Annotated in this window: 22 protein-coding genes; 13 read left to right on the top strand and 9 right to left on the bottom strand. The window is 61.3% G+C overall.

Features of this window, described 5'->3' with window-relative positions; all coding sequences use genetic code 11:
- Positions 1–157 precede the first annotated feature (157 nt).
- A complete protein-coding gene (locus ACYQ1A_RS13510) occupies positions 158–493 on the top strand; it encodes a hypothetical protein (RefSeq protein ID WP_499362767.1) in 336 nt (111 codons plus the stop codon).
- Positions 494–687: 194 nt separating this feature from the next.
- Here the strand turns inward: ACYQ1A_RS13510 and ACYQ1A_RS13505 are convergent, their stop codons facing one another.
- From ACYQ1A_RS13505 to ACYQ1A_RS13495, 3 genes are all read right to left on the bottom strand, one after another.
- Positions 688–999 (bottom strand): hypothetical protein, encoded by a 312-nt coding sequence (locus tag ACYQ1A_RS13505; protein WP_499362765.1) that lies wholly within the window; start codon positions 997–999, stop codon positions 688–690.
- A 135-nt stretch (positions 1000–1134) separates the two neighbouring features.
- Complete coding sequence (locus ACYQ1A_RS13500) at positions 1135–1584, bottom strand: hypothetical protein (RefSeq protein WP_499362763.1); 450 nt, start codon at positions 1582–1584, stop codon at positions 1135–1137.
- A gap of 90 nt (positions 1585–1674) precedes the next feature.
- Positions 1675–2460: a COG4705 family protein gene (locus tag ACYQ1A_RS13495; RefSeq protein ID WP_062223905.1), complete on the bottom strand. Its 786-nt coding sequence runs from the start codon at positions 2458–2460 to the stop codon at positions 1675–1677.
- A 191-nt stretch (positions 2461–2651) separates the two neighbouring features.
- Here ACYQ1A_RS13495 and ACYQ1A_RS13490 point away from each other — a divergent pair, with 191 nt between their 5' ends.
- The 4 genes from ACYQ1A_RS13490 to ACYQ1A_RS13475 all read left to right on the top strand — a co-directional run bounded on the left by ACYQ1A_RS13490 (position 2652) and on the right by ACYQ1A_RS13475 (position 5245).
- Positions 2652–3254, top strand: coding sequence for a phosphatase PAP2 family protein (locus ACYQ1A_RS13490; RefSeq protein ID WP_499362761.1), 603 nt, complete (start codon positions 2652–2654; stop codon positions 3252–3254).
- A 171-nt stretch (positions 3255–3425) separates the two neighbouring features.
- Positions 3426–4202 carry a COG4705 family protein gene (locus ACYQ1A_RS13485; protein WP_499362759.1) on the top strand — a complete coding sequence of 259 codons (777 nt, stop codon included), beginning with the start codon at positions 3426–3428 and terminating at the stop codon, positions 4200–4202.
- The gene (locus ACYQ1A_RS13480; RefSeq protein WP_499362757.1) at positions 4199–4603 is read left to right on the top strand and encodes a hypothetical protein; all 405 of its coding nucleotides are present in this window, start codon (positions 4199–4201) and stop codon (positions 4601–4603) included. Before ACYQ1A_RS13485 ends, ACYQ1A_RS13480 begins: the two co-directional genes overlap by 4 nt.
- Positions 4604–4825: 222 nt before the next feature.
- Positions 4826–5245 carry a VOC family protein gene (locus ACYQ1A_RS13475; RefSeq protein ID WP_499362755.1) on the top strand — a complete coding sequence of 140 codons (420 nt, stop codon included), beginning with the start codon at positions 4826–4828 and terminating at the stop codon, positions 5243–5245.
- Positions 5246–5928: 683 nt separating this feature from the next.
- On the opposite strand, the gene ACYQ1A_RS13470 is transcribed toward ACYQ1A_RS13475, so the two are convergent.
- Genes ACYQ1A_RS13470 through ACYQ1A_RS13460 form a run of 3 tightly spaced genes read right to left on the bottom strand, consistent with a single transcriptional unit; the run spans position 5929 to position 8965 of the window.
- Positions 5929–6372, bottom strand: a complete 444-nt coding sequence (locus ACYQ1A_RS13470) for a PPC domain-containing DNA-binding protein (protein WP_053936974.1) — start codon at positions 6370–6372, stop codon at positions 5929–5931.
- A gap of 17 nt (positions 6373–6389) precedes the next feature.
- Positions 6390–8756, bottom strand: coding sequence for an FdhF/YdeP family oxidoreductase (locus ACYQ1A_RS13465; protein WP_499362753.1), 2367 nt, complete (start codon positions 8754–8756; stop codon positions 6390–6392).
- Entirely contained in the window at positions 8753–8965 is a 213-nt protein-coding gene (locus ACYQ1A_RS13460; protein ID WP_499362751.1) for a hypothetical protein, read from the bottom strand. Before ACYQ1A_RS13460 ends, ACYQ1A_RS13465 begins: the two co-directional genes overlap by 4 nt.
- A gap of 226 nt (positions 8966–9191) precedes the next feature.
- Between ACYQ1A_RS13460 and ACYQ1A_RS13455 the strand changes: the two genes are divergently transcribed.
- The 7 genes from ACYQ1A_RS13455 to ACYQ1A_RS13425 all read left to right on the top strand — a co-directional run bounded on the left by ACYQ1A_RS13455 (position 9192) and on the right by ACYQ1A_RS13425 (position 17758).
- On the top strand, positions 9192–9737 hold the full coding sequence (locus tag ACYQ1A_RS13455) for an RNA polymerase sigma factor (protein WP_499362750.1): 546 nt from the start codon (positions 9192–9194) through the stop codon (positions 9735–9737).
- Positions 9734–10417: an anti-sigma factor gene (locus ACYQ1A_RS13450; RefSeq protein ID WP_499362748.1), complete on the top strand. Its 684-nt coding sequence runs from the start codon at positions 9734–9736 to the stop codon at positions 10415–10417. Before ACYQ1A_RS13455 ends, ACYQ1A_RS13450 begins: the two co-directional genes overlap by 4 nt.
- Positions 10418–10858: 441 nt before the next feature.
- Positions 10859–12250, top strand: a complete 1392-nt coding sequence (bioA, locus tag ACYQ1A_RS13445) for an adenosylmethionine--8-amino-7-oxononanoate transaminase (protein ID WP_499362746.1) — start codon at positions 10859–10861, stop codon at positions 12248–12250.
- Positions 12234–13823 carry a cyclic-di-GMP receptor FimW-related protein gene (locus ACYQ1A_RS13440; protein WP_499362745.1) on the top strand — a complete coding sequence of 530 codons (1590 nt, stop codon included), beginning with the start codon at positions 12234–12236 and terminating at the stop codon, positions 13821–13823. The genes bioA and ACYQ1A_RS13440 overlap by 17 nt, the downstream gene beginning before the upstream one ends.
- Positions 13824–14023: 200 nt before the next feature.
- Positions 14024–15025, top strand: a complete 1002-nt coding sequence (locus ACYQ1A_RS13435; RefSeq protein ID WP_499362743.1) for a rhodanese-like domain-containing protein — start codon at positions 14024–14026, stop codon at positions 15023–15025.
- Between the two features lie 94 nt (positions 15026–15119).
- A complete protein-coding gene (locus ACYQ1A_RS13430) occupies positions 15120–15704 on the top strand; it encodes an NUDIX domain-containing protein (RefSeq protein WP_499362741.1) in 585 nt (194 codons plus the stop codon).
- Between the two features lie 158 nt (positions 15705–15862).
- On the top strand, positions 15863–17758 hold the full coding sequence (locus tag ACYQ1A_RS13425) for a methyl-accepting chemotaxis protein (protein ID WP_499362739.1): 1896 nt from the start codon (positions 15863–15865) through the stop codon (positions 17756–17758).
- 108 nt (positions 17759–17866) lie between these two features.
- On the opposite strand, the gene ACYQ1A_RS13420 is transcribed toward ACYQ1A_RS13425, so the two are convergent.
- Positions 17867–18697: a ferritin-like domain-containing protein gene (locus ACYQ1A_RS13420; protein ID WP_499362737.1), complete on the bottom strand. Its 831-nt coding sequence runs from the start codon at positions 18695–18697 to the stop codon at positions 17867–17869.
- 224 nt (positions 18698–18921) lie between these two features.
- Positions 18922–19845, bottom strand: coding sequence for a LysR family transcriptional regulator (locus tag ACYQ1A_RS13415; protein ID WP_499362735.1), 924 nt, complete (start codon positions 19843–19845; stop codon positions 18922–18924).
- A gap of 313 nt (positions 19846–20158) precedes the next feature.
- On the opposite strand from ACYQ1A_RS13415, the gene ACYQ1A_RS13410 reads away from it, so the two are divergent.
- Positions 20159–20656, top strand: coding sequence for a GAF domain-containing protein (locus tag ACYQ1A_RS13410; protein WP_499362733.1), 498 nt, complete (start codon positions 20159–20161; stop codon positions 20654–20656).
- 41 nt (positions 20657–20697) lie between these two features.
- Here ACYQ1A_RS13410 and ACYQ1A_RS13405 read toward each other — a convergent pair whose 3' ends face one another.
- Positions 20698–21876: an FAD-dependent monooxygenase gene (locus ACYQ1A_RS13405; protein WP_499362731.1), complete on the bottom strand. Its 1179-nt coding sequence runs from the start codon at positions 21874–21876 to the stop codon at positions 20698–20700.

Here is a 21876-nt window from a genome sequence, read left to right as displayed (position 1 = left end):
CAACACCCTTGCTTGTCAGTCAACAAAGCCCACGTCGCGCCGCTGGCGCGTGCAACAATGCCTGTAAGCGATGTTGCATCGATGCGGCGCGTACTTACGCGTCATCGGCAGGGCAGGGGCATGCCGGTATACTTGCCGACACATCCGGGGGCACGTAGTGAACAAGCAAGGCGCAGGCAATATGCAGGGCAAAAACAATAACGGTCATTCCACCGTACGCTTTAACGAACGTACCGCAGACAGCAACGACACCGAAGTCAGCTACAAACCCATTCCATCCGAACTGCGCCGCGTGATCAGCGGCAGCCTGCCCATCCTGCGCGCCAATGTGATGCTGGAAGGCGAAAAGGTGGAAGTGCTGGAAATCGTCGAGCGCTATCGCAGCTGGAAGCTGATCGGCATCGTCGGCGTGGTTGCCTCCATCCTGCTCGGCCTGGCCACCGTCGGTGCTTTGGGCTTGCTGATGCTGCTGGTGCTGCAACAGCAGGTCTGATCCGGGCCGGTTAATCCCATCCAGCAAAACTGCCGTAAAAGCGGTATTCCGGCGCATGCAGTTACACATCCGTCCGCTGCGGCCACTTCACGGGCGCGCAATACAAAAACACCGTCGTGCGCGCACAGACGGTGTTTATTGCACTGGCCGCAGGGCCGACGCGCAGTTGGCTAAGTTGCGCTGGCCCGAACCCCTTAGGTGGGCGACTTCATGCAGTAGGTGTTGTAGGCCTCATTCAAGCCTTTCTTGCCCGCCTTGATCTGGGAAGACAAATCCTTGCAGGCAGCCGGGTATTCGCTCTTCGGCAGCGTCGAGAACTTGTCCATGACTTCCTTGCTGTTGGCCTTGGCTTCTTTGCGGGCGGCGGCCTTGGCTTCGCTGGATTTGTGCTTGGAAGCCTTGGGCGCCGGGGTGGTGGCGTCGGCGGCGTCGTCGGCATAGGCCATGCCGCTGCCGATCAGCAGGCTGGCGGACAACAGACAAAGCAGAGAGGTAACTTTTTTCATTATGCGAACTCCATGGGCTGGGTATGGGCGGCGGACACAATGCCGCGGCTGGTTTTAGCCCGCTGCGCACTTGCCGCACGCGGGCATCGTATTTACGTTAGCAATAGCACATCGGGAATGCCAGTTTCGCAAACCCTACTGCAATCTGACACAGCTAGTCGGTGGGCGAGCTGCTCCGCCATCTGGACTAAGGCATGCGCTGTATGCCAGAAACGCCCGCTGGCCGCTGATGCGCAGAAATACGAGGGCACGCCAAAAAATGCCGCAGTGCAGCATGAAGCAAGGCCTGGCAGAAAGCGCTAATTTGCTGATCTGTAACGAATAGTACGGATCAGCACAGCACGCTGCAAAAACTGAGGCAGGCAGCTGCATGTGGAGTTTGAAATCGATGCCATCTAAGCAGTCCTTTCCCGCTGCGCACGCGGGCCGGCAGCGCAGGCGAATTGTCAGCCCGTAAGCCGCTTTTATGATCGCCAGTCCATTGGCATAGTGCGCGACCATACCACTGTCTAAATCCGCGAACGCTGTCGCGCCCTGCAGCGCCTGGCCGATTGGCCGCACTTTGCAATGCAGCCAGCGGGCCATTGCGACACCGGGCAAGCTGCACGCCCATCCCGCTTGCTCTCACTGCTGCCTGCCCCGGTGGCTAGTAACGCGCCTGCGGTGTCCGCCAGCTCATGCCCGCCGCCGCTGACGATATTCCATCGTGATGATCAGCACGATCATCACCGCCAGGATGGTGAGCGATGAGCCGATCCGGCTTAGCCCGATGCCGCCCTGGTCGGGTGCTTTGGTCAGCGTGTCGCCCACCGTGGCCCCCAACGGCCGGGTCAGGATATACGCGGCCCAGAACAGTGCCGCCGCCGGAATCCGCTTGAAGAGGTAATGCGCCAGCACTACCCCTGCAATCAGCGCGCCAAACAACACCGCGCCCCATTGAAAGCCCAGGTTGAGCCCGGTGTCGTCCGCAGCAAAGTCGCCCAGCGCGGTGCCCAGCGTGTTGGAGACCAGAATGGTGACCCAGTAAAACAACTCCTCGCGCCGCGATTCGATGCCCTCAAAGCGCACCTGGCCCACGCTGCGTTTCCACAGCCATAGCATCAACAACACCGCCATAAACAAGGCGATGGACGATTTCACATAACCCAGCTTGAGGCTGCGATCGAGAAAATCCGACATGGTGGTGCCGACGGTGGTGGTAGCCACCACCACGGCCCAATAGGCAAACGGGTGGTAGGCGCGGCTGCGAATCTGGATGGTGAGCGTGATTGCGAAGACGGCCATAAAAATCAGGCTGCTGACGGCGTAGCCAAGATTGAGTTGCATCGATAACGCGTCGCCACCGGTTTCTCCGACCGTTGTGGCAAGGATTTTGATGACCCAGAACAGCAGAATAACTTGCGGCACTTTGTCCACCACTGCGGCCGGGCGCAGCAGGACGACATTTTCAGAGCGTGACATGGTGTGTTCTCCGTGGGATGACCGCGGAAGAGGCTGCAAAGCGCCGCTTATTTGAGGCTTAGACGACAGCACAATGCGGCAGACACTGACACGGCCAGCATCCCGCCGCGCGGCAGCGCCCCTCTGCGGCTAAGGTCGAACTAAGTGCCACGTCGCAACCTGCGGGCCATCGCACCTTGCAGGACGACATCGTGAGCGCACTCGAACTTTTGAATCGCCAGTGGTTTATGGCCATCAATGCCCCGGCCGATACGCCGTTGTGGCTGATCCATTGCGCTGGCGCGCTCGCCGAAGATGTCATTTTTCTGGTGCCTGTCTTGCTGGCTGCATTGTGGCTATGGGGCGGCGTGACTCAACGCAGCATGGCGCTCAAGGCGGTGCTGGTGGTGTTTGTGGCGCTGGGCATCAATCAATTGATTGCGCTGGGCTGGCCACATCCGCGCCCGGATGCGGCGGGGCTAGGCAAAACATGGATTGCGCACGCCAACGACGCTTCATTTCCCAGTGATCACATGACGGTGTTGGCCGGACTGGGGCTGACCTTGTTGCTGGACGGTGGGCGTCGCTTTGGCGGACTTACCTTGCTGGCCGCTGCTCTGGTGGGGTGGGCGCGTATCTATCTGGGTGTGCATTTTCCGCTGGATATGCTGGGCGCCGTCGCAGTGGTGGCGCTGTGCTGGCTGGCGCTGACGCCATTGTGGTGGCTGGCCGGACGCGCGCTGACGCGGCGTATCGAGACGCTTTATCGCACGGTGTTTGCGTGGCCTATCTTGCGCGGTTGGGTGCATCGCTAGATCGCGAGGATGGAACCGGGAAAAGGCCGCTGCGTGCGGCCTTTTTTTACGCCCGGATCAGGTAAAACCTAAGTTAAATCAAAGTCTTCGATAAGGGCGCGCTAAGTGGCGGCCTGCACGCTGCGGTGCATATCAAGTTGTCGACACGCACCCACCGCAGGAGCAAAAACCATGGATTCATCCGCCACGCCTTGGCGCAACAAAGTACCTGAAGTCACCTTGACCTTCTGGATCATCAAGATCATGTCGACCACGGTCGGCGAGACCGGGGCTGATTACCTGGCAGTTAACGTCGGGCTGGGCGCGGCGGTGACCACCGGTTTCATGCTGGCGCTGCTGGCGGCGGCTTTGATCATGCAACTGCGCGCGCCGCGTTATGTGCCGTGGAAATACTGGCTGACCGTGGTGCTGGTGAGCGTGGTGGGCACGCAGATTACCGATGCGCTGACCGATGGCCTGGGTCTCAGCCTGTATATCAGCACTGCTGCGTTCTCCGTGGCGCTGGCAGCGGCATTCGGGCTCTGGTATCGCAGCGAACGCACCTTGTCGATCCACTCGATCGATACCTTTAAACGCGAGGCGTTTTACTGGCTGGTGATCCTGCTGACGTTTGCGCTGGGCACCGCCGCGGGTGACCTGGCCACCGAGGCGCTGGGCATGGGCTTTACCTTGGGCGCGCTGGCGTTTGGCGGGCTGATTGCCCTGATCTTCGTCGGCTTTTACCTGGGCATGAACGCCGTGCTGGCGTTCTGGGTGGCCTACATCCTGACCCGTCCACTGGGGGCATCGCTGGGCGATCTGATGTCGCAGTCCACCGAATACGGTGGCTGGGGCCTGGGTACCGTCACCACCAGCATTGGTTTTCTGGTGGTCATCACTTTTCTGGTGGCGTGGTTCACCGTGCAACAACGCCGCGCACTGACTCAACCGCAAGGAGAACTGCAATGAATAAAACCAACCGTACTCATCCGCGCGCACCCGCCTGGTGGCTGGCCGCGTTGCTCGGCATCAGCCCGCTGCTGACGCCCGCTTTGATGACCACGCCCGCCTACGCGGCCGAGGCCTCAAAGCTGGGTGACCTGAGCAAGTTCCGTACGATAGCCAGCGATACGCTGGCGTTGATCAACAAGAATAACCGCGCCGATGCCAAGGCCCGCATCAAGGATCTGGAGACCTCGTGGGATAACGCCGAAGCCGGTCTCAAGCCACGGGCGGCCAAAGATTGGCACCATGTCGACAAGGCTATTGACGGCGCATTGACGGCGGTGCGCAACGATAAATCCAGCCAGGCCGAATGCCAGAAAGCGCTGAATGATTTGCTGGTGGCCATGGACCATCCGGCCGCTTGACGCGCGCCCACCATCAACGCCCTGCGCGCATTCGAGGTAGCGCGGGGCGTTGTCTGCTGCGCTTGCCCCGCTGGCATGGCGCGGGGCCCTGCCACGCCGTATATCGCGCCGCCGGCGCAAGTCTCCACGACGTCGTGCGTTTGTCACCAGCTTGTTTGACAATGGCAAGCACTCGCCAGCATCCCCAGGCGTGATATGTCGCATTCCCCGAGGAGTTTCATCATGCAAGTACAGCCGTATTTGATGTTTGAAGGGCGCTGTGAAGAAGCCATCACGTTTTACACCCAGGCCATCGGTGCGCAATTGCAGTACCAGATGCGCTATAGCGATAACCCGGAGCCGATGCCGGAGGGGCAGCTCAAACCGGGCATGCAGGACAAGATCATGCATGCGGCCATCCAGATCGGCGATAGCGTGGTGTTGGCGTCGGATGGTCACTGTGCGGGCTCCACCACCTTTGGTGGGGTGCTGCTCACGCTGAATGTGGCAGACCAGCAAGAGGCTGAACAAAAATTCGCGGCACTAAGCGCGGGCGGGCAAGTGACCATGCCGCTGACGCAGACTTTCTTTTCGCCTGCCTTTGGCATGTTGACCGACCGGTTTGGCCTGGGCTGGATGGTGATCGTGCCGCAAGCCATGTAGTCGCTGCGCTTGCTGTCAGCCTGGCCGCACGTTCGTTTTGGTGCGGCCTTTTTGTTGCCCCAGACTGACGGCGGCCGTCCCGGCACGCGCAAATGCCGCTTGTGACGTCATGCATGGCGGCGGCGCATTGCGCTGTGGCCGCCCGGCGGCAGCGCGCCAGACAATAAAAAAGGCGCCGTGGAGAAAGCACGGCGCCTATTCACCCTTCCGACTTGCCAGTGAGAAGAAAGCGAACTGACGCAATGTACGCGTCTTTGTAATGCGGTTCAACTGGCTACTTACATACAAGACCATGCCGCTCAAACACGCAACCTGTCTTGCACCAAAGCGGAACTGCCGCAAAAAATGCCGCAATGCAGCATTCATGCGCTTTGCCAGTGATTGGTGCAGATTCTACCCGAGCCAAACTTAAAATCTGCTGAAACAGCCGCAGCTTGCAGCCTGTAAGCGAACAATTTCCTGCATTGTTGCGCTACGCCGAATTGTCGCGCCGCAGCAGGTGAGTGGATGACCCAGCCGAAGGGGGCGCGAACCAATCGATGAACGGTCGATCGGGGCAAAAAGCAGTGCGCGCCGGGTCATCAAAGCGAAATACTGACATCTGGCTTAATCGGCGTGGGCGCAGGGCAAGAAAAAGCCCGGCTCGCAATGCGTCAGCCGGGCTGCCTGGGCGCGTTATACGCTCAGTTTTCGATATCGATCAGTGCGATGCCCAGATTGGGGCGCGCGTGGCGTCGCAGATGCGCGGGCGTCTCGGTGATCTTTACTTCCAGCGTCGGTCGCACGATCGCGTTTTTGAGATGGCCGCCCTTGGCGCTGCCGTCACGGCGGCCGAGCATGGCATGCGCATGCAGGCTGGGGCGCTCATCGTCGCCCTTGGCGATATCGCCCATCAGCGACACCACTTCCACTTGTTCTTCCACCGCGATGGGCAGGTATTTCTTTTGTTCCCAATCAAAGTAAGCCAGCGTGGCGCGCTGGAAAGCGCCGAGCGCAATAAACGACGCCGCCAGCACGTTTTCGTGGTTGGCAAAGTACTGCAGGCCTTCCATGACCTCGTCGCCGGAATCAAAAATCAGCACCCAGACGCGAGAGCCCGGTGTGGTGTCGACCAGTTTGTAGCGCATGCATTACTCCTTGAGACTCAGTGGATCGGGGCATGGGCTGGCGTGCACGCCGCCAGCCGCACAGGGATGGATTTGGCCGCGGGCACTTTGCTGACTTCAGCGTGATGCCACAACGGAATCAAGGGATTGCATTCAGGATAGTAGCCAGCCACCGAGCCGCGCGGCACGTCAAAGGTTTTGATGCGCAGGCCGCTGACGCAACGGCGCTGACCGACGGTGACCACGGTGGTGGCGTCGACCAGATCACCGTCCTTGAAGCCCAGCCGCTCGATGTCGTCCGCATGCATCAAGAGCACGCGGCGCGTGTCGACCACATTCCGGAAGCGATCCTCGATGGTGTAGATGGTGGTATTGAACTGCCCGTCACTGCGCACGGTAAACAGCCGCAGGATATCGGGGCCGTAGGCGGGGGTATCCGGGTCCACGGTCAAGGATTTGGGGATCAGGAAATTGGCTTTGCCGCTGCGGGTTTTCCAGACCCGCTCCGCCACCGGCATGGGTCGGCGGAAGCCGCCCGGCTGCCACATGCGTTCGCTCAGATCATGAAAGATCTCGGGCAGCGATACGCTGATGGCGGCACGGATGTTTGAGTAATCCGCCACCCACGCATCCCAGTCGAGCTTGGGATTGCGCGGCAGCAGTGCTTTGGCGATACCCGCGATAATGGCGGGTTCAGAGCGTAGCGTGGGCGCGGCCGGGGCCACCTGGCCCCAGGAACCATGCATGCAACCGGTGCTGTCTTCCATGGCCACGCATTGCGGGCCGCTGGCTTGCACGTCTTTTTCGATACGGCCGATGCAGGGCAGGATATAGGCCACATCGCCGTGAATCAGATGCGCGCGATTGAGCTTGGTGGAAATCTGCACGGTCAGGCGAATCGAGGGCCACGCCGCTTCCATCAGATCGGTTTCGGGCACGGCGCGGATAAAGTTACCGCCGAGCGACACAAAGGCGCGCACCTCGCCTTTGAGCACGGCTTCGCAAACTTCAACCGTGTTCATGCCTTTGTCGCGCGGCGGCTCAAAGCCGAACTGGCTGGCCATCTGGTCCAGCGGAGCGAGTTCGGGTTTTTCGGTAATGCCGACGGTGCGCTGGCCCTGCACATTGGAATGCCCGCGCACCGGGCAGATGCCCGCGCCTGGCTTGCCCATATTGCCGCGCAGCAGCAGATTGCACAGCATCTGCACATTGTCCTGGCCGTGCCGATGCTGGGTCAGGCCCATGCCATACACGCCGATCACGGCTTTGGCTTGCATATACACGTCGGCGGCGTCTTGCAGCGCGGCGCGGGTCAGGCCGGATTCACGTTCGATGCTGTCCCAACTGGCCTGGCGCACGGTGGCCGCAAAATCAGCGTATCCATGGCAGTGCTCGGCAATAAAAGCATCGTCCAGCACGCCGGGGCTGCCCGCTTGTTTGGCGGCGTCGTCAGCATCGATCAGGCATTTGCACAGGCCCATCAGGGCCGCCACGTCGCCGCCTGGCATCACCTGGTGATATTGCGTGCTGATCCAGGTGGGGTTGTCGCCCAGCATTTCGCCCGGCGATTGCGGGTTCACAAAGTTGACCAGGCCGCGTTCGCGTAATGGATTAAAAGTAATGATAGGCACGCCGCGTTTGCGTGCTTCTTGCAGCGGATGCAGCATGCGCGGGCTGTTAACGCCGGGGTTCTGGCCAAAAAACAGGATGCAGTCGGCTTTATCAAAATCTTGCAGCAAGACAGTGCCGACCCCGACCCCCACGCTTTCCGGCAGCGCGGTCGAGGTGGTTTCGTGGCACATATTGGAGCTGTCGGGCAGGTTGTTGTGGCCATACATGCGGGCCAGCAACTGATACATATACGAGGTTTCCAGCGAAGCGCGGCCGGAGGCATAGAACACGGTCGATCTTGGCGCCATCAATTGGAGCTCGGCGCCGATTTCGGCAAATGCGTCTTCCCAGCTCACGGCTTGATAGGTATCGCTGTGTTTGTCCCAGCGCATCGGCTCAGTCAGGCGGCCGACTTCTTCCAACTGGTGGTCGCCCCAGGTTTTGAGTTCGGTGACGGTATGCTCGGCAAAAAAAGCAGGCGTGGCGCGGCGGCTGGTCAGCTCCCACGCCGTGGCCTTCACGCCGTTCTCGCACACTTCCAACGGATGCGGCTTGCCGGGTTTGGCCCACGAACAACTGACACAGGCAAAACCGCGCGGTTTGTTCTGCTGCAGCAACACACCAACGTGCCGCATGGCGCGTTCCTGAAACAAGATCGACCCCACCGCTTTGGCCGAGCCCCAGCCGCCGGATGGATGCTGGCGTTCGTCTTCCGAGGCCTCGGGCGGCGCTTCGGTGGCGTCCAGCGTGCGGTGGATTTCTTCCAGTTTGTCGGTGTGGGTGAAATCGTTCATGCGCGATGCTCCTGCGGCGTGGCGCTGGCGTGGCCGGGCCGGCTGGCGGGGTGGGATTTGTGCGAAAGCGGCGCGCTGGCCTTGGGGGCGCTCGCGCTTTGCGTACTATCCACCGCGCCGCTGCGCGACAGATGTTTGTTTGCCGCCATCACCGTCAGATGGGTGACCGTCAGCACGGCCAGCAGGGTGGAAACCAGAAAAATACGCATCACAACACTCCGGCCGGCATCTGCCTGGCCTGGTTAACTGCGGCAGGATGCCGACCATAACGCAGACGATAGCGCCGGGGCGGTTCAGGCAATGTCAGCCAGCAGGCTAATGTGCTGTCGGAATTACTGTGATCAAAAGCGCTGAGCCAGCTTGCGCATTACGCATAAACTTCCGATGCTTTACAGCACGCCCGCTGCACGGGCGTTCTTTTCCAGGGACCCCCCGATGGCCGAATCGGCAACGCTGCAGGATTTGCTGGCCCGTTGCGCCCAACGCGACGAAAAAGCACTCGAAACGCTGTATCGACTGACCTCGCCGCAACTGTTTGGCGTTGCGCTACGTATGTTGCGTAGGAAGGACTGGGCAGAAGAAGTCATGCAGGAATGCTATGTGCGGATCTGGCAAAACGCGGGCAATTACGCCGCGGCACAAAGCCAGCCGCTGACGTGGATGAGCCGCATCGTGCGCAATGCCTGTATCGACTGGTTGCGCAAGCCGCAGCTCGAAATCCCCGATAGCGACGACACCATCATCAATGAATGGGCCGACGAAGCGCCGGGGCCGATGGCACGGCTGGCGCAGTTTCAGGACAGCAAGCGCATAGCTGAATGCCTGAAGCGACTGGAAGCCATACAGCGGCAGGTGATCGCCATGGCGTTCTTTGATGACCTCAGTCATAGCGAAATCGCGGCGCGCTTGGCCGCGCCATTGGGCACCGTCAAAAGCTGGTGCCGCCGTGGTCTGGAACGACTGAAAGGGTGTCTGGCATGAATTACCGCAATCCATTATTACAAACGCAACTGGCCGGTCAGTATGTGATCGGCACCTTGCGGGGCCCGGCTCGCCGCCGTTTTGAAGGCTTGATGGCGGCCGACGCCGCCTTGCGCCGCACCGTGCGCGAAACCGAAGACCAATTGCTGCCGCTGGTACGTGCCGTACCGCCGGTGGAACCGCCCGCGCGGGTCTGGCGCCAGATTGCCCGGCGCGTGCGGGCGCTGCGCGAAGTCTCGCCGTGGAGCTGGGGTGGTATTTATTTATGGCGTTTGCTGGCCGGTGGTTTTGCCGTGGCGGCATTGGCGCTGACGGTCGTGCTGGTCCAGCCCAAGCCATCGACCACGCTGGCACCGGCGCAAATGGCGCTGCTGCAGGATAAGGCGCAACACGTGGCGCTGGTGGCGCGGGTGGCGGTGGATGGATCGGTGCGCGTTAGCCCGCTGGAAAACCTGAGCGCAACCGCCAGCAACAAGGCGCTGGAACTGTGGGCCATTCCGCCGGGTGGCGCGCCCAGGTCGCTGGGTCTGATTGCCAGCAACGGCGCAACGATCGTCAATCGGCCCCAGATCGTGGCGGGCGCCGAGGTGTTGGCGGTGTCGCTTGAACCGCCGGGCGGCTCGCCCACCGGCGCCCCAACCGGGCCGGTGTTGTGGGTGGGCAAGCTGGTCAATGTCTAGCGGCATTGCATGCGCGACTGAGGCAGAAAAGCGGCTGGCAACGGCCGCTTTTTTTGTCCGCAAAGTGACGAAACCAGGCGCAGCGTTGGGCCGGTCTTGCTGACTCGATTTTGTAAGCAAACGCAGGCTTATGCTGGATGCATGGTTTTGCCCCTGTATCGTGCTGTAGGTTCCGCGCTACACCTCGCGCCGTTGTAGCGCGCGCCAGCATTGGCATCTATGCCGCTCGACCGATTAGAACGTGCCTCGGCATGGCGTGCCCGGCGTGGGCACGACATAATGCCTAACACGCTTTTTTCGATGCTCCGTAGCTTACGTGTAAGCGTCGAATAATTAATTATGATCAAAACAGTGTGACGCTGTGGGGCAGGTCGCAAAGCCGAAAATGGGCGGGTGACGCGGGCGCGCAACTGTATAACAATCGGGACCCGAAACGTTTTGATGTTGGAGTTCAAACTGGATAGTCAGATCGATCACGGGCTGGCGCCCCTGGGCCAGAATGATTTGCTGGCGCGCAGTCGCGCCGCGGTCTGGCACCCGTGCACGCAGATGAAACGGCTGGAGCGCTTGCCGCTGGTGCCCATCGAGCGCGGCGAAGGCGCGTGGCTGATCGGGCCCGATGGCGAACGCTATCTGGACGCGGTATCCAGCTGGTGGGTCAACCTGTTTGGCCACGGCGAGCCGCGCATAAAAAACGCCATCAAACAGCAGCTCGACAAACTAGAACACGTGATGCTGGCCGGGTTTACCCATCGCCCGGTGGTGGAATTGTCCGAACGCCTGGGCGAACTCACTGGCCTGGGCCATGCCTTCTATGGCTCGGATGGCGCCTCTGCCACCGAAATCGCCCTGAAGATGTCCGCGCATTACTGGAAAAACCTGGGTCGCGAAAACAAGAACCGCTTTGTTTATCTGGCTGGTTCGTATCACGGCGAAACCATCGGCGCGCTTTCGGTCACCGACGTGCCGGTTTTCCGCGACGCATACGCGGGCCTGGTCCGTGGCAACTTTATTGCGCCGTCGCCCGATTGGCGCCTGGCGCACAGCAATGCCGATGCGCGCGATATGGCCGAAGAAGCCTCCGTCGGCCTGGCCGCCTTGCTGGCGGCGCATCACAGCGATATTGCCGCCGTCATCCTGGAACCGCTGGTGCAAGGCGCGGCAGGCATGGCCATGTACCACCCGCATTATCTGGAACGCGCGCGCGCCCTGTGCGATCGCTACCAGGTGCATCTGATTGCCGACGAGATTGCCGTGGGCTTCGGCCGTACCGGCAGCTTGTTTGCCTGCGAACAAGCCAAGATCAAACCCGATTTGCTGTGCTTGTCCAAAGGCATCACCGGCGGCTTTTTGCCGCTGGCCACCGTGCTCTCAACCGACGAAATCTACAGCGCCTTCTACGATGAAGAAGTCGGCCGCGGCTTTTTGCATTCGCATTCGTACACCGGCAACCCGCTGGCGTGCGCCGCAGCACTGGCGGTGCTGGATATTTTCCGCGATGACCAGGTGATTGCCGCCAATGCCGAACGCGCCGCCCGCTGGGGGGAACAGTTTGAGCAACTGGGCGAACATCCGCAGGTCAGGCATTTTCGTAATACCGGCATGATCTGGGCGTTTGATGTGGTGGATGCCTTGCCCGGCTTTGCGCAACGCATGTTCAGCGCGGCGCTGCAACAAGGCCTGCTGCTGCGTCCGATCGGCAACACCGTGTACTTTATGCCGCCTTATGTAATGACCGACGACGAGGCGGCCTTGCTGGCCCGCGGCGCTGGCGAAGCGCTGGAGCAAGCGCTGGCCGGCCCGGAGGAATGGGACGATGCCCCTGTCGCTTGAGCTGCCTGCACCCGATCCAAAGCTGGCCGCAATTGTAGAAACAGATGCCAAAGCATTACGGCAATGGCTGATCGCGATCTCCGGCAGCAATGTGGCCGAATCGGGCCGCCAGATTCATGACGCGCTGGCCTCGGTTAACCGCGTGCCGCTGGAGGCCGACGTTCGTCTCAAACTGCTGGATGAATACCGTTCGACGCTGGATGTAATGGCAGGCGAGTTTGCCGCGCGCAGTGCCAGCCAGGGCATGCCGATGCGGGACAAGGCGCGGCAGGCCTCATTGCTGCTCCGCGCCTTGCTGCTGGAGCTGGCCATCGGCTACAAGCTGGCGTTGGTCGACCGCATCGAACGCCGCTCGTTTTTCAGCAGCAATACCAAACAGGTGCCCTACTTGGTGCAGCAAATCCTGCTGCTGCATTACCGCATTTATCAGATCAGCTGCCATATGGCGATGCCCTTGCCCGCAGGCATGTGGCGCGAAACGCATACCTTGTTCCGCCACGTGGCCGAAGCGCGCCAGCTGGACGAACCGCATGGCGAAGACGCGGGGCCGCCGGTGGCGGTCATCTACAAACGCATCTTGCTGCTGGCGCTGGCTGACCCTTTGCGCTTCTCGGCGATGGAGCTGGATAAAGTTATCGAGATCATCGACAACTACGCGCCCGCCGCCCATTTTCAGCCGCTGTCGCATCTGGCCAGCAGCGGCGGGTTTTTTCTGGTGCAACTGGAAGCCGACTTGCCACCGCATTTTTTCGGCAACCGCACGCCCGAGGAAACCGAAGGCGCAACCATGCTGGTCGATACCATCGAGCTGGGCAAAAAGCTGCACAAGATGCTGCACAGCCTGGAAGCGAAAGCGCCGGTGGTGGCCGATCGCGCCAAGATCCAGTTCTGGATGGATGTGGTGCGACGCTTGCTCAAGCAGTGGAGCATTGCGCCGCGGCGGGTATTCCAGCGCATTCATAAAGAAAGCACGGTGGATGTGTGCACCGGTTTGCGCGCCGTTACCGCCTGCGCCACTCCGGCCGTGGCCGAAGTGAATGCAGATCTGCTCGATCAATCCGGCGTGGGTTTGCTTAGCGAAAGCAGCGGCCAGCAGTGGCGCGTGCTGAACGAAAGCCCCGGCGGCTATGCCCTGGCGCGCAAAGAAGCCGCGCCGGAGCGCTTGCGTGTGGGCGAGTTGGTGTCCGTGCGCGCGCACGGTGGCGAAAACTGGTTATACGGCGCGGTGCGCTGGTTGCAGCAGAGCGAAGACGGCGGTCTGGAAATGGGCGTGCAGATTCTGGCGCCGCGCGCCGAGTTGGTGTTGCTGCATCCGGCCGATGACTTGCCGGGCATGGCCCCGGTCGCTGCCTTGTTGCTGCCCGAGCTGATCATGCTGCGCCAACCGGCGCAGATTGTGGCGCCACGCGGCACCTGGAGCCAGGGCCGCACGCTGCATACCACGCTGGCCGAAGGCAGAACCGCGCTGACCATCAGCCGTCTGGTCGAACGCCAGGCCGGTTTTGAGCTGTTTGAATTCCGCCTCGATGCACGTCCGGCGGCGTCGGCGTCGCCGGTGCCGCAGCCGGATTGAGTTTGCCGGCGGCAGTTCCGTTGCCCCGATCGGCGGCGATTGTATCGGCGCCGTAGCCGCTCCATATTTAGAGCGATGCGCCCGCCACCCCGTTGCGGCATGGTCGGGCCAGTGGCGCAAGCCACGTCTGGTTAACCCCCGCAGTTTATTGATCTCGCCGCGCCCAGGCCACCAGCCCCGGCGCGCAAGGAGCATTGGGCATGGATCTGGTTCGCTTGGTAGTAGCCACGCAAGACTATGCGGTGCCGCTGTTGTTTGGCGTATCGCTGCTGTCGCGTGCCGGCGCGCCGCTGCCTGCTGCGCCTTTGCTGGTCTTGATGGGCGGGCTGGTTGCAGGCACCAGTGGCCGGGCACTGGCGCTGGTGCTGGCGTCGACCGTGGGCGGCGCCATGGGCGACATGATCTGGTACTGGGCCGGGCAACGCCTGGGGCGGCGCGTGCTCAGTGTGGTGTGCAAGGTGTCGCTGTCGGCCGATGTCTGCGTGCGCCAGAGCGAGACGCTGTTCGTGCGCTGGGGTGCCTTCTCTTTGTTTGCCGCCAAGTTTGTACCTGGCCTCGGCGCGGTGGCGCCACCGCTGGCGGGGGCTTTGGGCTGGCGCTGGGGCACGTTTGCCCGCTGGAACCTGGCGGCGTCGCTGGTATGGTCGGCGGCTTATCTGGTGCTGGGCATGATGTTCCAGAAGCAGGTCACGCACGTTATCGATGTGATGATCGATCTGGGCCATTACGCCGTGTGGCTGGTGGGGGCTTTCCTGGTGGCTTATGTGGCGCAGCGGTTTTATCGCCGCCATCAAGCCGCCGTGGCCGCGCGCATGCGCCGTATTACGGTGGATGAACTCAAAGCCGCCTTATCGAGTGCCCGCCCCCCCTTGCTGATTGATGTCCGTTCGCCGGAAGGCCGCATGCTGGATCCGCGGCAGATTCCGGGCGCGGTCAATATCAGTCTGAAGCAGATCAAGGAATACGCAACGCGGCTGGAGCAGGACCAGACGGTGGTGCTGTATTGCGCTTGCCCCAACGATGCGTCGGCGGTGGCGGCGGCTGCGGTGTTGCATGGCCATGGCCATCATGGCGCCGTGCCTTTGCTGGGCGGGCTGGAGGCGTGGTACGAGGCCGAGATGACCGTGGAAGCGTTGCTGGAAGACGCCGATGAGCGCCTGGCTAACCACACCCCGCCGACCATCATTCCACAAGCGCAATAATCGCGGCTCCATCTGAATGCAGGCTTTCACCTGCTGACATTTTGTGCGACGCTCAGGGCTTGATGCACTGCAACAAGACCCTGAGAGCGCCGCCATGCATGGCCATTCCGAACGCATACGTATCGTCAACGTCGAGACCCTGTCGGACGACTGGTACGTCCTGAAAAAAACCACCTTCGACTTTTTGCGCGCCAATGGCACATGGCAGCGTCAGAGCCGCGAAACCTATGATCGCGGCCACGGCTCCACCGTGCTGCTGTACAACCTGGCGCAGCGCACGGTGGTGCTGATCCGCCAGTTTCGCTTGCCGACTTATGTTGACGGCTACCCCGGCTGGCTGATCGAAACCCCGGCCGGTCTGCTGGAACAAGCCAGCCCGGAGGAGCGCATCCGGCTCGAGGTGGAAGAAGAAACCGGCTACCGCCTGCACGCCGTGCAGAAAATCTTTGAAGCCTATATGAGCCCGGGCTCGGTCACGGAGAAGCTGTATTTTTTTGTGGCCGAATATGAATCCCGGCACAAAGTCAGTAGCGGTGGCGGCCTGGAAGGAGAGGGCGAAGACATCGAAGTGCTGGAACTGCGCTTTGATGATGCGCTGGCCATGATTGCCGACGGTCGGATCGTCGATGGCAAGACCATCATCCTGCTGCAGTACGCAGCCCTGCACCTGTTTAGATAAGCGCGCTTGCGCTTGCCAAGTCAGGCAATCCCCTGACGGCGTCAATTGATCTGAAGCAAGCAGATATGCTCAATTGTGAGTATTTTGATAGCACGCGCTACAATCGCGCGCCTTATCAAAAACAACGCTCTGCGCGGCTCACCGGGAAGCAAAACAACATGGCCTTCGGCTTGCAAACTCTGCAACAAAAAGTGGTCGCCGCGGTCGCGGCGTTTGTTATCTTGACGGGCGTGGTTATCGCCGGCGCGGGTTACGCGCTGTCGGCCGCCCAGCAACAATCTGAATCGCGCCAGCAAATCAACGCCGTCGGCAGCGTGCTGGGCGTGCATATCGGCAACTGGATCAGCGCCAAAGCGCAGGTGCTCAACGCGTTCAAGCCGGTGCCACACGATGCCAATCTGATCCCCGCCATGGCGTTTACCCGTGATGCCGGTGGCTTTGCCAACGTCTTTCTGGCCTACCCCGACGGCACCCAGCAAAACGCCAATGGCGTGGTGCTGCCGCCGGATAATAACGATCCACGCAAATGGCACTGGTGGGGTCGCGCGCAAGAAGAAAAGACCAATACCTTTGTTGAAATGCCCTCAGTCGCCGCTGCCACCGGCGCGGCGGTGTCCAGCTTTGCGCATGCGGTGGTCGATAACGGCCAGGTGGTCGGCGTGGTGGGCGCGGATGTGGAAATTTCCAGCATCATGCAGGAGCTCAAGCGCACTGTGCTGCCGGGCGACGGCTTTGCCTTTATCGTCAATAAAGACGGCAAGATCTTTGCCCATGGCGATCCGCAACAGCTGAACAAAGACGCCACCGTGCTGGGCGATGGCCTGACTGCCGATACCATCAACAAAGCGCAAAGCAGCCATGACTTTGCCAATGTTGAAATGAACGGCCGCAACAAGCTGGTGGCGGCGTTTCCGGTGGTGGGCACCGAGTTCACCCTGGTGGCGGTCAGCGACGAGGCCACCTTGCTGGCCCCGCTGCGCCAGCAACTGATCAAGACCGCCATCGTGCTGGTGGTGATTCTGCTTATCGTGATTGCGCTGAGTTCGCTGTCGATGCGGGCGCAACTGCGCGGTTTGCTGCGTGTGCGTGATGCCATGCGCGAGATTTCGCGCGGCGAGGCCGATCTGACCCGCCGTATCAGCATCCAGAGCAAGGATGAAGTCGGCCAGACCGCCGAGGCCTTTAATCACTTTGTGGACCAACTGAACCGCACCTTTATCAGCGTGCGCGACAAGAGTCTGCAACTGGCGGGCGGGGTCGAGGATGTGCGCAATAGCGTGCAACAAGTGGCGCGCGATACCAACGGCATTGCCGATGTGGCCAGCGCCAATGCGGCGGCGATCGAAGAAGTGTCGGTCAGCGTGAGCGAGATTGCCTCATCGGCGCAAGAGACCGATGAAGTGGCCAACCGCACCGGTCAACAAAGCCGCGACAGCGCCAAAGATCTGAACCGCATCACCGATGAGATGGACGCCACTAGCGAAGCGGTGCGCTCCGTCGCCGCCATGCTGGATACGCTGGCGCAGCGCTCGCAACAAATCCGTTCGATTACCGGCGTGATCAGCGAAATTGCCAGCCAGACCAATCTGTTGGCGCTTAACGCAGCCATCGAGGCGGCGCGGGCCGGCGAGCAAGGGCGTGGCTTTGCCGTAGTGGCCGATGAAGTACGCAAACTGGCAGAGCGCACCGGCGGTGCCACGGTGGAAATCACCAGCATGCTGGAAGCCATCGGCCAGGAAACCGGCAATGCCGCTGGACGTATGCAAGGCACGCTGGATACGGTGACCGCCAGCTCCAGCTTGACCCGCAATGCGGGCGAGCGTTTGTTGAGCATGGCCGACAGCATGCAGAACGTGGTCGACAAGATCGGCGGCATTGCCCTCGCCACGCAAGAACAGCGCAACGCGGCGACCTCCATGGGCCAGACCACCGAGAGCATCAATAACCGCATTGCACAGGCTGACGCTGACCTGCAGCAAGCCACGCAACGCCTGCAGACCCTGGCGCAACTGGCTCAGGCCATCAACGCGGATTTCGGGCGCTTCAAGCTGTAAGCGATATCCACATAGGGTGGGTCATGACCCACCACGCAAAGCCATAGCCATACACCGCGGCGGTTGCGCACGGCTTTGTAGGGTGGGTCACGACCCACCCTATGATTGTTACAGCGGGACGCGCATAAAGATCTGGGTCAGGCCGGACAGCGGCCATTGCAGGCTTTTCTGCCAGCGCGGGCTTAGCTGCAAGGGCTTGAGCAACATCTTCACCGTCATCTCGATGGGCAGATTACGGCGAATCAGCGAAGTAACGCGCTTGTTGATATCGGCTTGTTCTGCCGCCGAGCCTTGCGGCTGGTGGTAGGCAAAGACATGGCGCAGCGCAATCTCGGCGTCGCTGTTGCGCAATTCAAGCAAGCGGCGGGCGAGCGTGCCGAAAGTGGCAAAGCGGCTGAGCTTTTGTTCTTGCCGGTAGCGCAAAAAGAAGTGATAGAAATTCTTGTAATGGCTGACCTCATCGCGGCGGATATGGTCGGCAATCTCACGCAATACCGGTTCGTCGGTGCAGGCATTGATGGCGCGATACAGGCTGGAGGTGCCGGTTTCCACCACGCAGCGTGCCGCTAGCTCTTGCGCCAGGGTTGGCTCCAGTTCTTCCGCCGTGCACAGCTTGCCGTATTCCTGCAAAAAGCTCTCGAACGCGTCTTCCCACGCAAAGTCTGGCCACACGTATTGCACATACATGCGCAAGGCGCGCCCATGCTGCAGTTCTTCGTGTTCCCAATGCTGGGCCAGCCAGGCCGAGACTTCGGGGTCGCTGGCAAAATAATCGACCAGGTTGCTGGTATACAAATCGGCCCCGCTTTCGATAAACGAGGAAGCGGTGAGCAAATAAAACAGGGTCTGGTTATCGCGGATGCGGTCCAGCTGGATGCGGCTGAGATCAATCTTTTCGATCTGCCACGGCAACGTACTGGGGTCGGCGGGGGGCGTCATAAGCCTTCTCCTGGAGCAATACGAGTGAGGTGCGTCGGGCAAAAGCCCACGGCTATTTAACGCCCATCACCACAAATAGACGACCCCAACATTATGGAAAAATTTCACAAAGCTTTAAGAGTGAGAAATCACCTTAAATAATGCAGGAGAAATCCTTCATGCTGCGCCGCAACGTGCGTCCACCTTGCTGGCGCACTCGTCATGCTCACAAGCCCATATCGCGCTCAATCCAGCAAAGAGATGCCGGGCAGGGCGGTCAGACTGACGTCGCGCACGATGCTCACAAATTCTCGCAAATAAGCCAGTTCAGCGCGCTCTGCCGGAATGGCGGCATACAGCTCGGTCGTCAGACCGGCGGCGGTGACCGGGCGGGCGGCGATATAGCCGCGGTCGAGGTAGTTCTGCACGCTCCAGCGCGGCAGCGCAGCAATGCCGCGTTTGCTGGCCACCAGTTGCAGCATGGCCACGGTCAGCTCGGTGGTGCGGCGCGGTGGATTAACGCCTGCCGGGCGCAAAACCTTGCGGATCAGATCCAGCATGTCGTCGGGCACGGGATAGGTAATCAGGGTTTCGCTGGCGAAATCGCTGGCATCCAGATACGGCTTGGCGGCCAGCGCATGATCACGCGCCACCAGCGCCACCATCTCGCTGACAAACAAGGGCTGGTGGCTCACCCGCGCATCGATCTCCAGCTCGGACACCACCGCCAGATCCGCGCGCCCTTCCAGCATCAGCCCGACCGGATCGGCATGAAAGCCCGACACGATATCCAGTTCCACCTCGGGCCAACGCTCGCGGAAGGTGTCCATGGCCGGCATCAGCCAGTCAAAACAGGTGTGGCATTCCACGGCGATGCGCAACTGGCCCGCCTCACCTTCGCGCAGCCGCGCCACATCGCGTTCCGCCGACGCCACCTGCGGCAAGACTGAGGTGGCCAGTGCCACCAGTTTTTCCCCCGCCGGCGTGAAGGCCAGCGTACTGCCTTTGCGCGTGAGCAGCGGCACGCCGTAGTGCTCTTCCAGCAAGCGCAGCTGATGCGACAACGCCGATTGGGTGAGATGCAAACGCTCGGCTGCGCGCGTAACGCTACCCGTGTCGTGGATGGCGGCGAGGGTTTTGAGGTGGCGCAGTTCGAGTAGCGATTGCATGATGGCGGCTCATGACTTCAAGAAAATTAAATGAACAGCGATCATACCGAGGCGCGGGCCGTGCAACAAGCCAGATTCATGGCTGGGTAGCTACACCATGACGTTGGCTCATGTTCCTCTTTGGCGTACTGCCCGGGATGCGCTGGTAGCTGATGGCCGCGCCTGCGGCCACTAGACCATCCCGCCTGCGGCTGCCAGCAGGGCGGCGCGGCTAGACATCAGTTTGTGGGCGCGGCCACCGGGCTGCTGTCGCCACTTTCCGCTCCATGCCTATAATCACCGCACAATACCAACATGATTGTGCAGGGCACCCATGCAACCCCCCAAGATTCCGGACAACGAAGCCGAGCGTATTGGCGCTCTGCGCGATTTGCTCATCCTCGATACGCAACCTGAAGAACGCTTCGATAACCTGACCCGTGCCGCCACCGGCTTTTTTAATGTGCCGATCGCGGTAGTGAGTCTGGTGGACTCCAACCGGCAATGGTTCAAATCAGTGCAGGGACTGGCTGCGACCGAGACCTCGCGCGACGTATCTTTCTGCGGCCACGCCATTCTTGATCCGCAACACGTGATGGTGGTGGAAGATGCAACGCTGGATGCGCGCTTTGCCGATAATCCGCTGGTTGCCGGTGAGCCCGACATCCGCTTCTACGCGGGTGCGCCGCTGGTGCTGCACAACGGCGCCACGGTGGGCACGCTGTGTTTGATCGACCGCAAACCGCGCCAGTTTGGCGAACCAGAACTGCAGATGCTGTCCGATATGGCCAAGGTGGTGGTGTCCGAGCTCGAGGCCAAGCCCAAGGCGTAGAGGGCGTTGCCCGGCGGGCAACGCACAGTACGCCCTATGCCTTAGCGCACGCCGTACACCATGCGCCGCGCAAACCCGCGCCGCAGCGGCGCAATCTGGTCCAGCGCCAGCAAGCCCAGGCTGCGTGCATGCTTCAATGCCGGGTTCGGCCGATCAAACAGCGTAATCAAGGTATCGGTAAAGTGCGTTACGACGCCCGCATCCTTGCGCCGTAAAGCGGCGTAGCGTTGCAGCATGTCGGCTTCGCCCAGCATGTGGTCGGGCGTGCCGGCCAGCACGTCGGCCAGCACCGCCGCGTCGCGCAGGCCCAGATTCAGACCTTGCCCCGCCACCGGATGCAGCGTTTGCGCCGCATTGCCGATCATCACCGTGCGTGGCGCATAAACGCGGTCGAGAGTCTTGAGCGCCAGCGGCCAGCTTTTGCGCGCACCCACGGCGCTGAAGCCATCCAGCCGCCCGGCAAAACGCTCGGCCACGGCCGCGATGAATGCCGCATCATCCAGCGCCAGACGGCTTTCCGCCTGCTCCGGGGTTTGCGTCCAGATCAACATGAAGTCTTCGCCAAACGGCAGCAGCGCAATCGGGCCATCGTCGGCAAAGCGTTCATAGGCGATGTGGCTGTGTGGCGTTTTGGGCGTCATGCGCGCCAGCACGGCGTGCTGGTTATACGGCCGTATGGTTTGCGTAACGCCATTAACCTGGTCGATCAGCTTGCCGCCATCGGCCAGTATGACCAGGCGTGCGGTCAATCCGGTTTCGCCGCTCGGGGTCTGCAGCGTCAATGCCGCGTAGCGTGACAAGGTCTGGATGCGGCTGACGCGGGTATTGGCAGCAATCTGCACACTGCCCGCGCACATTTGCTGCAGCGCATGTGCCGCCAGGGTTTCGTAGGGCACCACAAAGCCCAGCGCTGGCAGATTCAGTTCGTCCGCGTCCAGCTCGGTACGGCCAAGCGAGCCTTGCTGCGACACATGGACTTTATGGATGGCGGTGGGGGCCAGGCGGTCGCTCCACAAGCCCGATTCATCCAGCGCCTGGTAGCTGGCCCAGCTTAGCGCCAGCGCACGCGGATCAGCTGGGGGCGTGGCCGTGGCATCGCGTGCTTCGATCACCAGCGCCTGACGGCCCTGGCGCGCCAGCCGTTGCGCCACCAGCGCGCCCACCGGGCCGCCGCCAACGATGGCGATATCCACATGCAGCGGTAATTGTTTGACGATCAT

It is taken from the genome of Silvimonas sp. JCM 19000, assembly GCF_054652575.1.
This window is presented reverse-complemented; position numbering and strand designations above follow the sequence as displayed.

Coding starts and splice junctions, on each gene's coding strand:
- ACYQ1A_RS13505 (WP_499362765.1), bottom strand. CDS start 999: ATGAAAAAAGTTACCTCTCTGCTTTGTCTGTTGTCCGCCAGCCTGCTG.
- ACYQ1A_RS13500 (WP_499362763.1), bottom strand. CDS start 1,584: ATGGCCCGCTGGCTGCATTGCAAAGTGCGGCCAATCGGCCAGGCGCTG.
- ACYQ1A_RS13495 (WP_062223905.1), bottom strand. CDS start 2,460: ATGTCACGCTCTGAAAATGTCGTCCTGCTGCGCCCGGCCGCAGTGGTG.
- ACYQ1A_RS13485 (WP_499362759.1), top strand. CDS start 3,426: ATGGATTCATCCGCCACGCCTTGGCGCAACAAAGTACCTGAAGTCACC.
- ACYQ1A_RS13480 (WP_499362757.1), top strand. CDS start 4,199: ATGAATAAAACCAACCGTACTCATCCGCGCGCACCCGCCTGGTGGCTG.
- ACYQ1A_RS13475 (WP_499362755.1), top strand. CDS start 4,826: ATGCAAGTACAGCCGTATTTGATGTTTGAAGGGCGCTGTGAAGAAGCC.
- ACYQ1A_RS13470 (WP_053936974.1), bottom strand. CDS start 6,372: ATGCGCTACAAACTGGTCGACACCACACCGGGCTCTCGCGTCTGGGTG.
- ACYQ1A_RS13465 (WP_499362753.1), bottom strand. CDS start 8,756: ATGAACGATTTCACCCACACCGACAAACTGGAAGAAATCCACCGCACG.
- ACYQ1A_RS13460 (WP_499362751.1), bottom strand. CDS start 8,965: ATGCGTATTTTTCTGGTTTCCACCCTGCTGGCCGTGCTGACGGTCACC.
- ACYQ1A_RS13455 (WP_499362750.1), top strand. CDS start 9,192: ATGGCCGAATCGGCAACGCTGCAGGATTTGCTGGCCCGTTGCGCCCAA.
- ACYQ1A_RS13450 (WP_499362748.1), top strand. CDS start 9,734: ATGAATTACCGCAATCCATTATTACAAACGCAACTGGCCGGTCAGTAT.
- bioA (WP_499362746.1), top strand. CDS start 10,859: ATGTTGGAGTTCAAACTGGATAGTCAGATCGATCACGGGCTGGCGCCC.
- ACYQ1A_RS13440 (WP_499362745.1), top strand. CDS start 12,234: ATGCCCCTGTCGCTTGAGCTGCCTGCACCCGATCCAAAGCTGGCCGCA.
- ACYQ1A_RS13435 (WP_499362743.1), top strand. CDS start 14,024: ATGGATCTGGTTCGCTTGGTAGTAGCCACGCAAGACTATGCGGTGCCG.
- ACYQ1A_RS13430 (WP_499362741.1), top strand. CDS start 15,120: ATGCATGGCCATTCCGAACGCATACGTATCGTCAACGTCGAGACCCTG.
- ACYQ1A_RS13425 (WP_499362739.1), top strand. CDS start 15,863: ATGGCCTTCGGCTTGCAAACTCTGCAACAAAAAGTGGTCGCCGCGGTC.
- ACYQ1A_RS13420 (WP_499362737.1), bottom strand. CDS start 18,697: ATGACGCCCCCCGCCGACCCCAGTACGTTGCCGTGGCAGATCGAAAAG.
- ACYQ1A_RS13415 (WP_499362735.1), bottom strand. CDS start 19,845: ATGCAATCGCTACTCGAACTGCGCCACCTCAAAACCCTCGCCGCCATC.
- ACYQ1A_RS13410 (WP_499362733.1), top strand. CDS start 20,159: ATGCAACCCCCCAAGATTCCGGACAACGAAGCCGAGCGTATTGGCGCT.
- ACYQ1A_RS13405 (WP_499362731.1), bottom strand. CDS start 21,876: ATGATCGTCAAACAATTACCGCTGCATGTGGATATCGCCATCGTTGGC.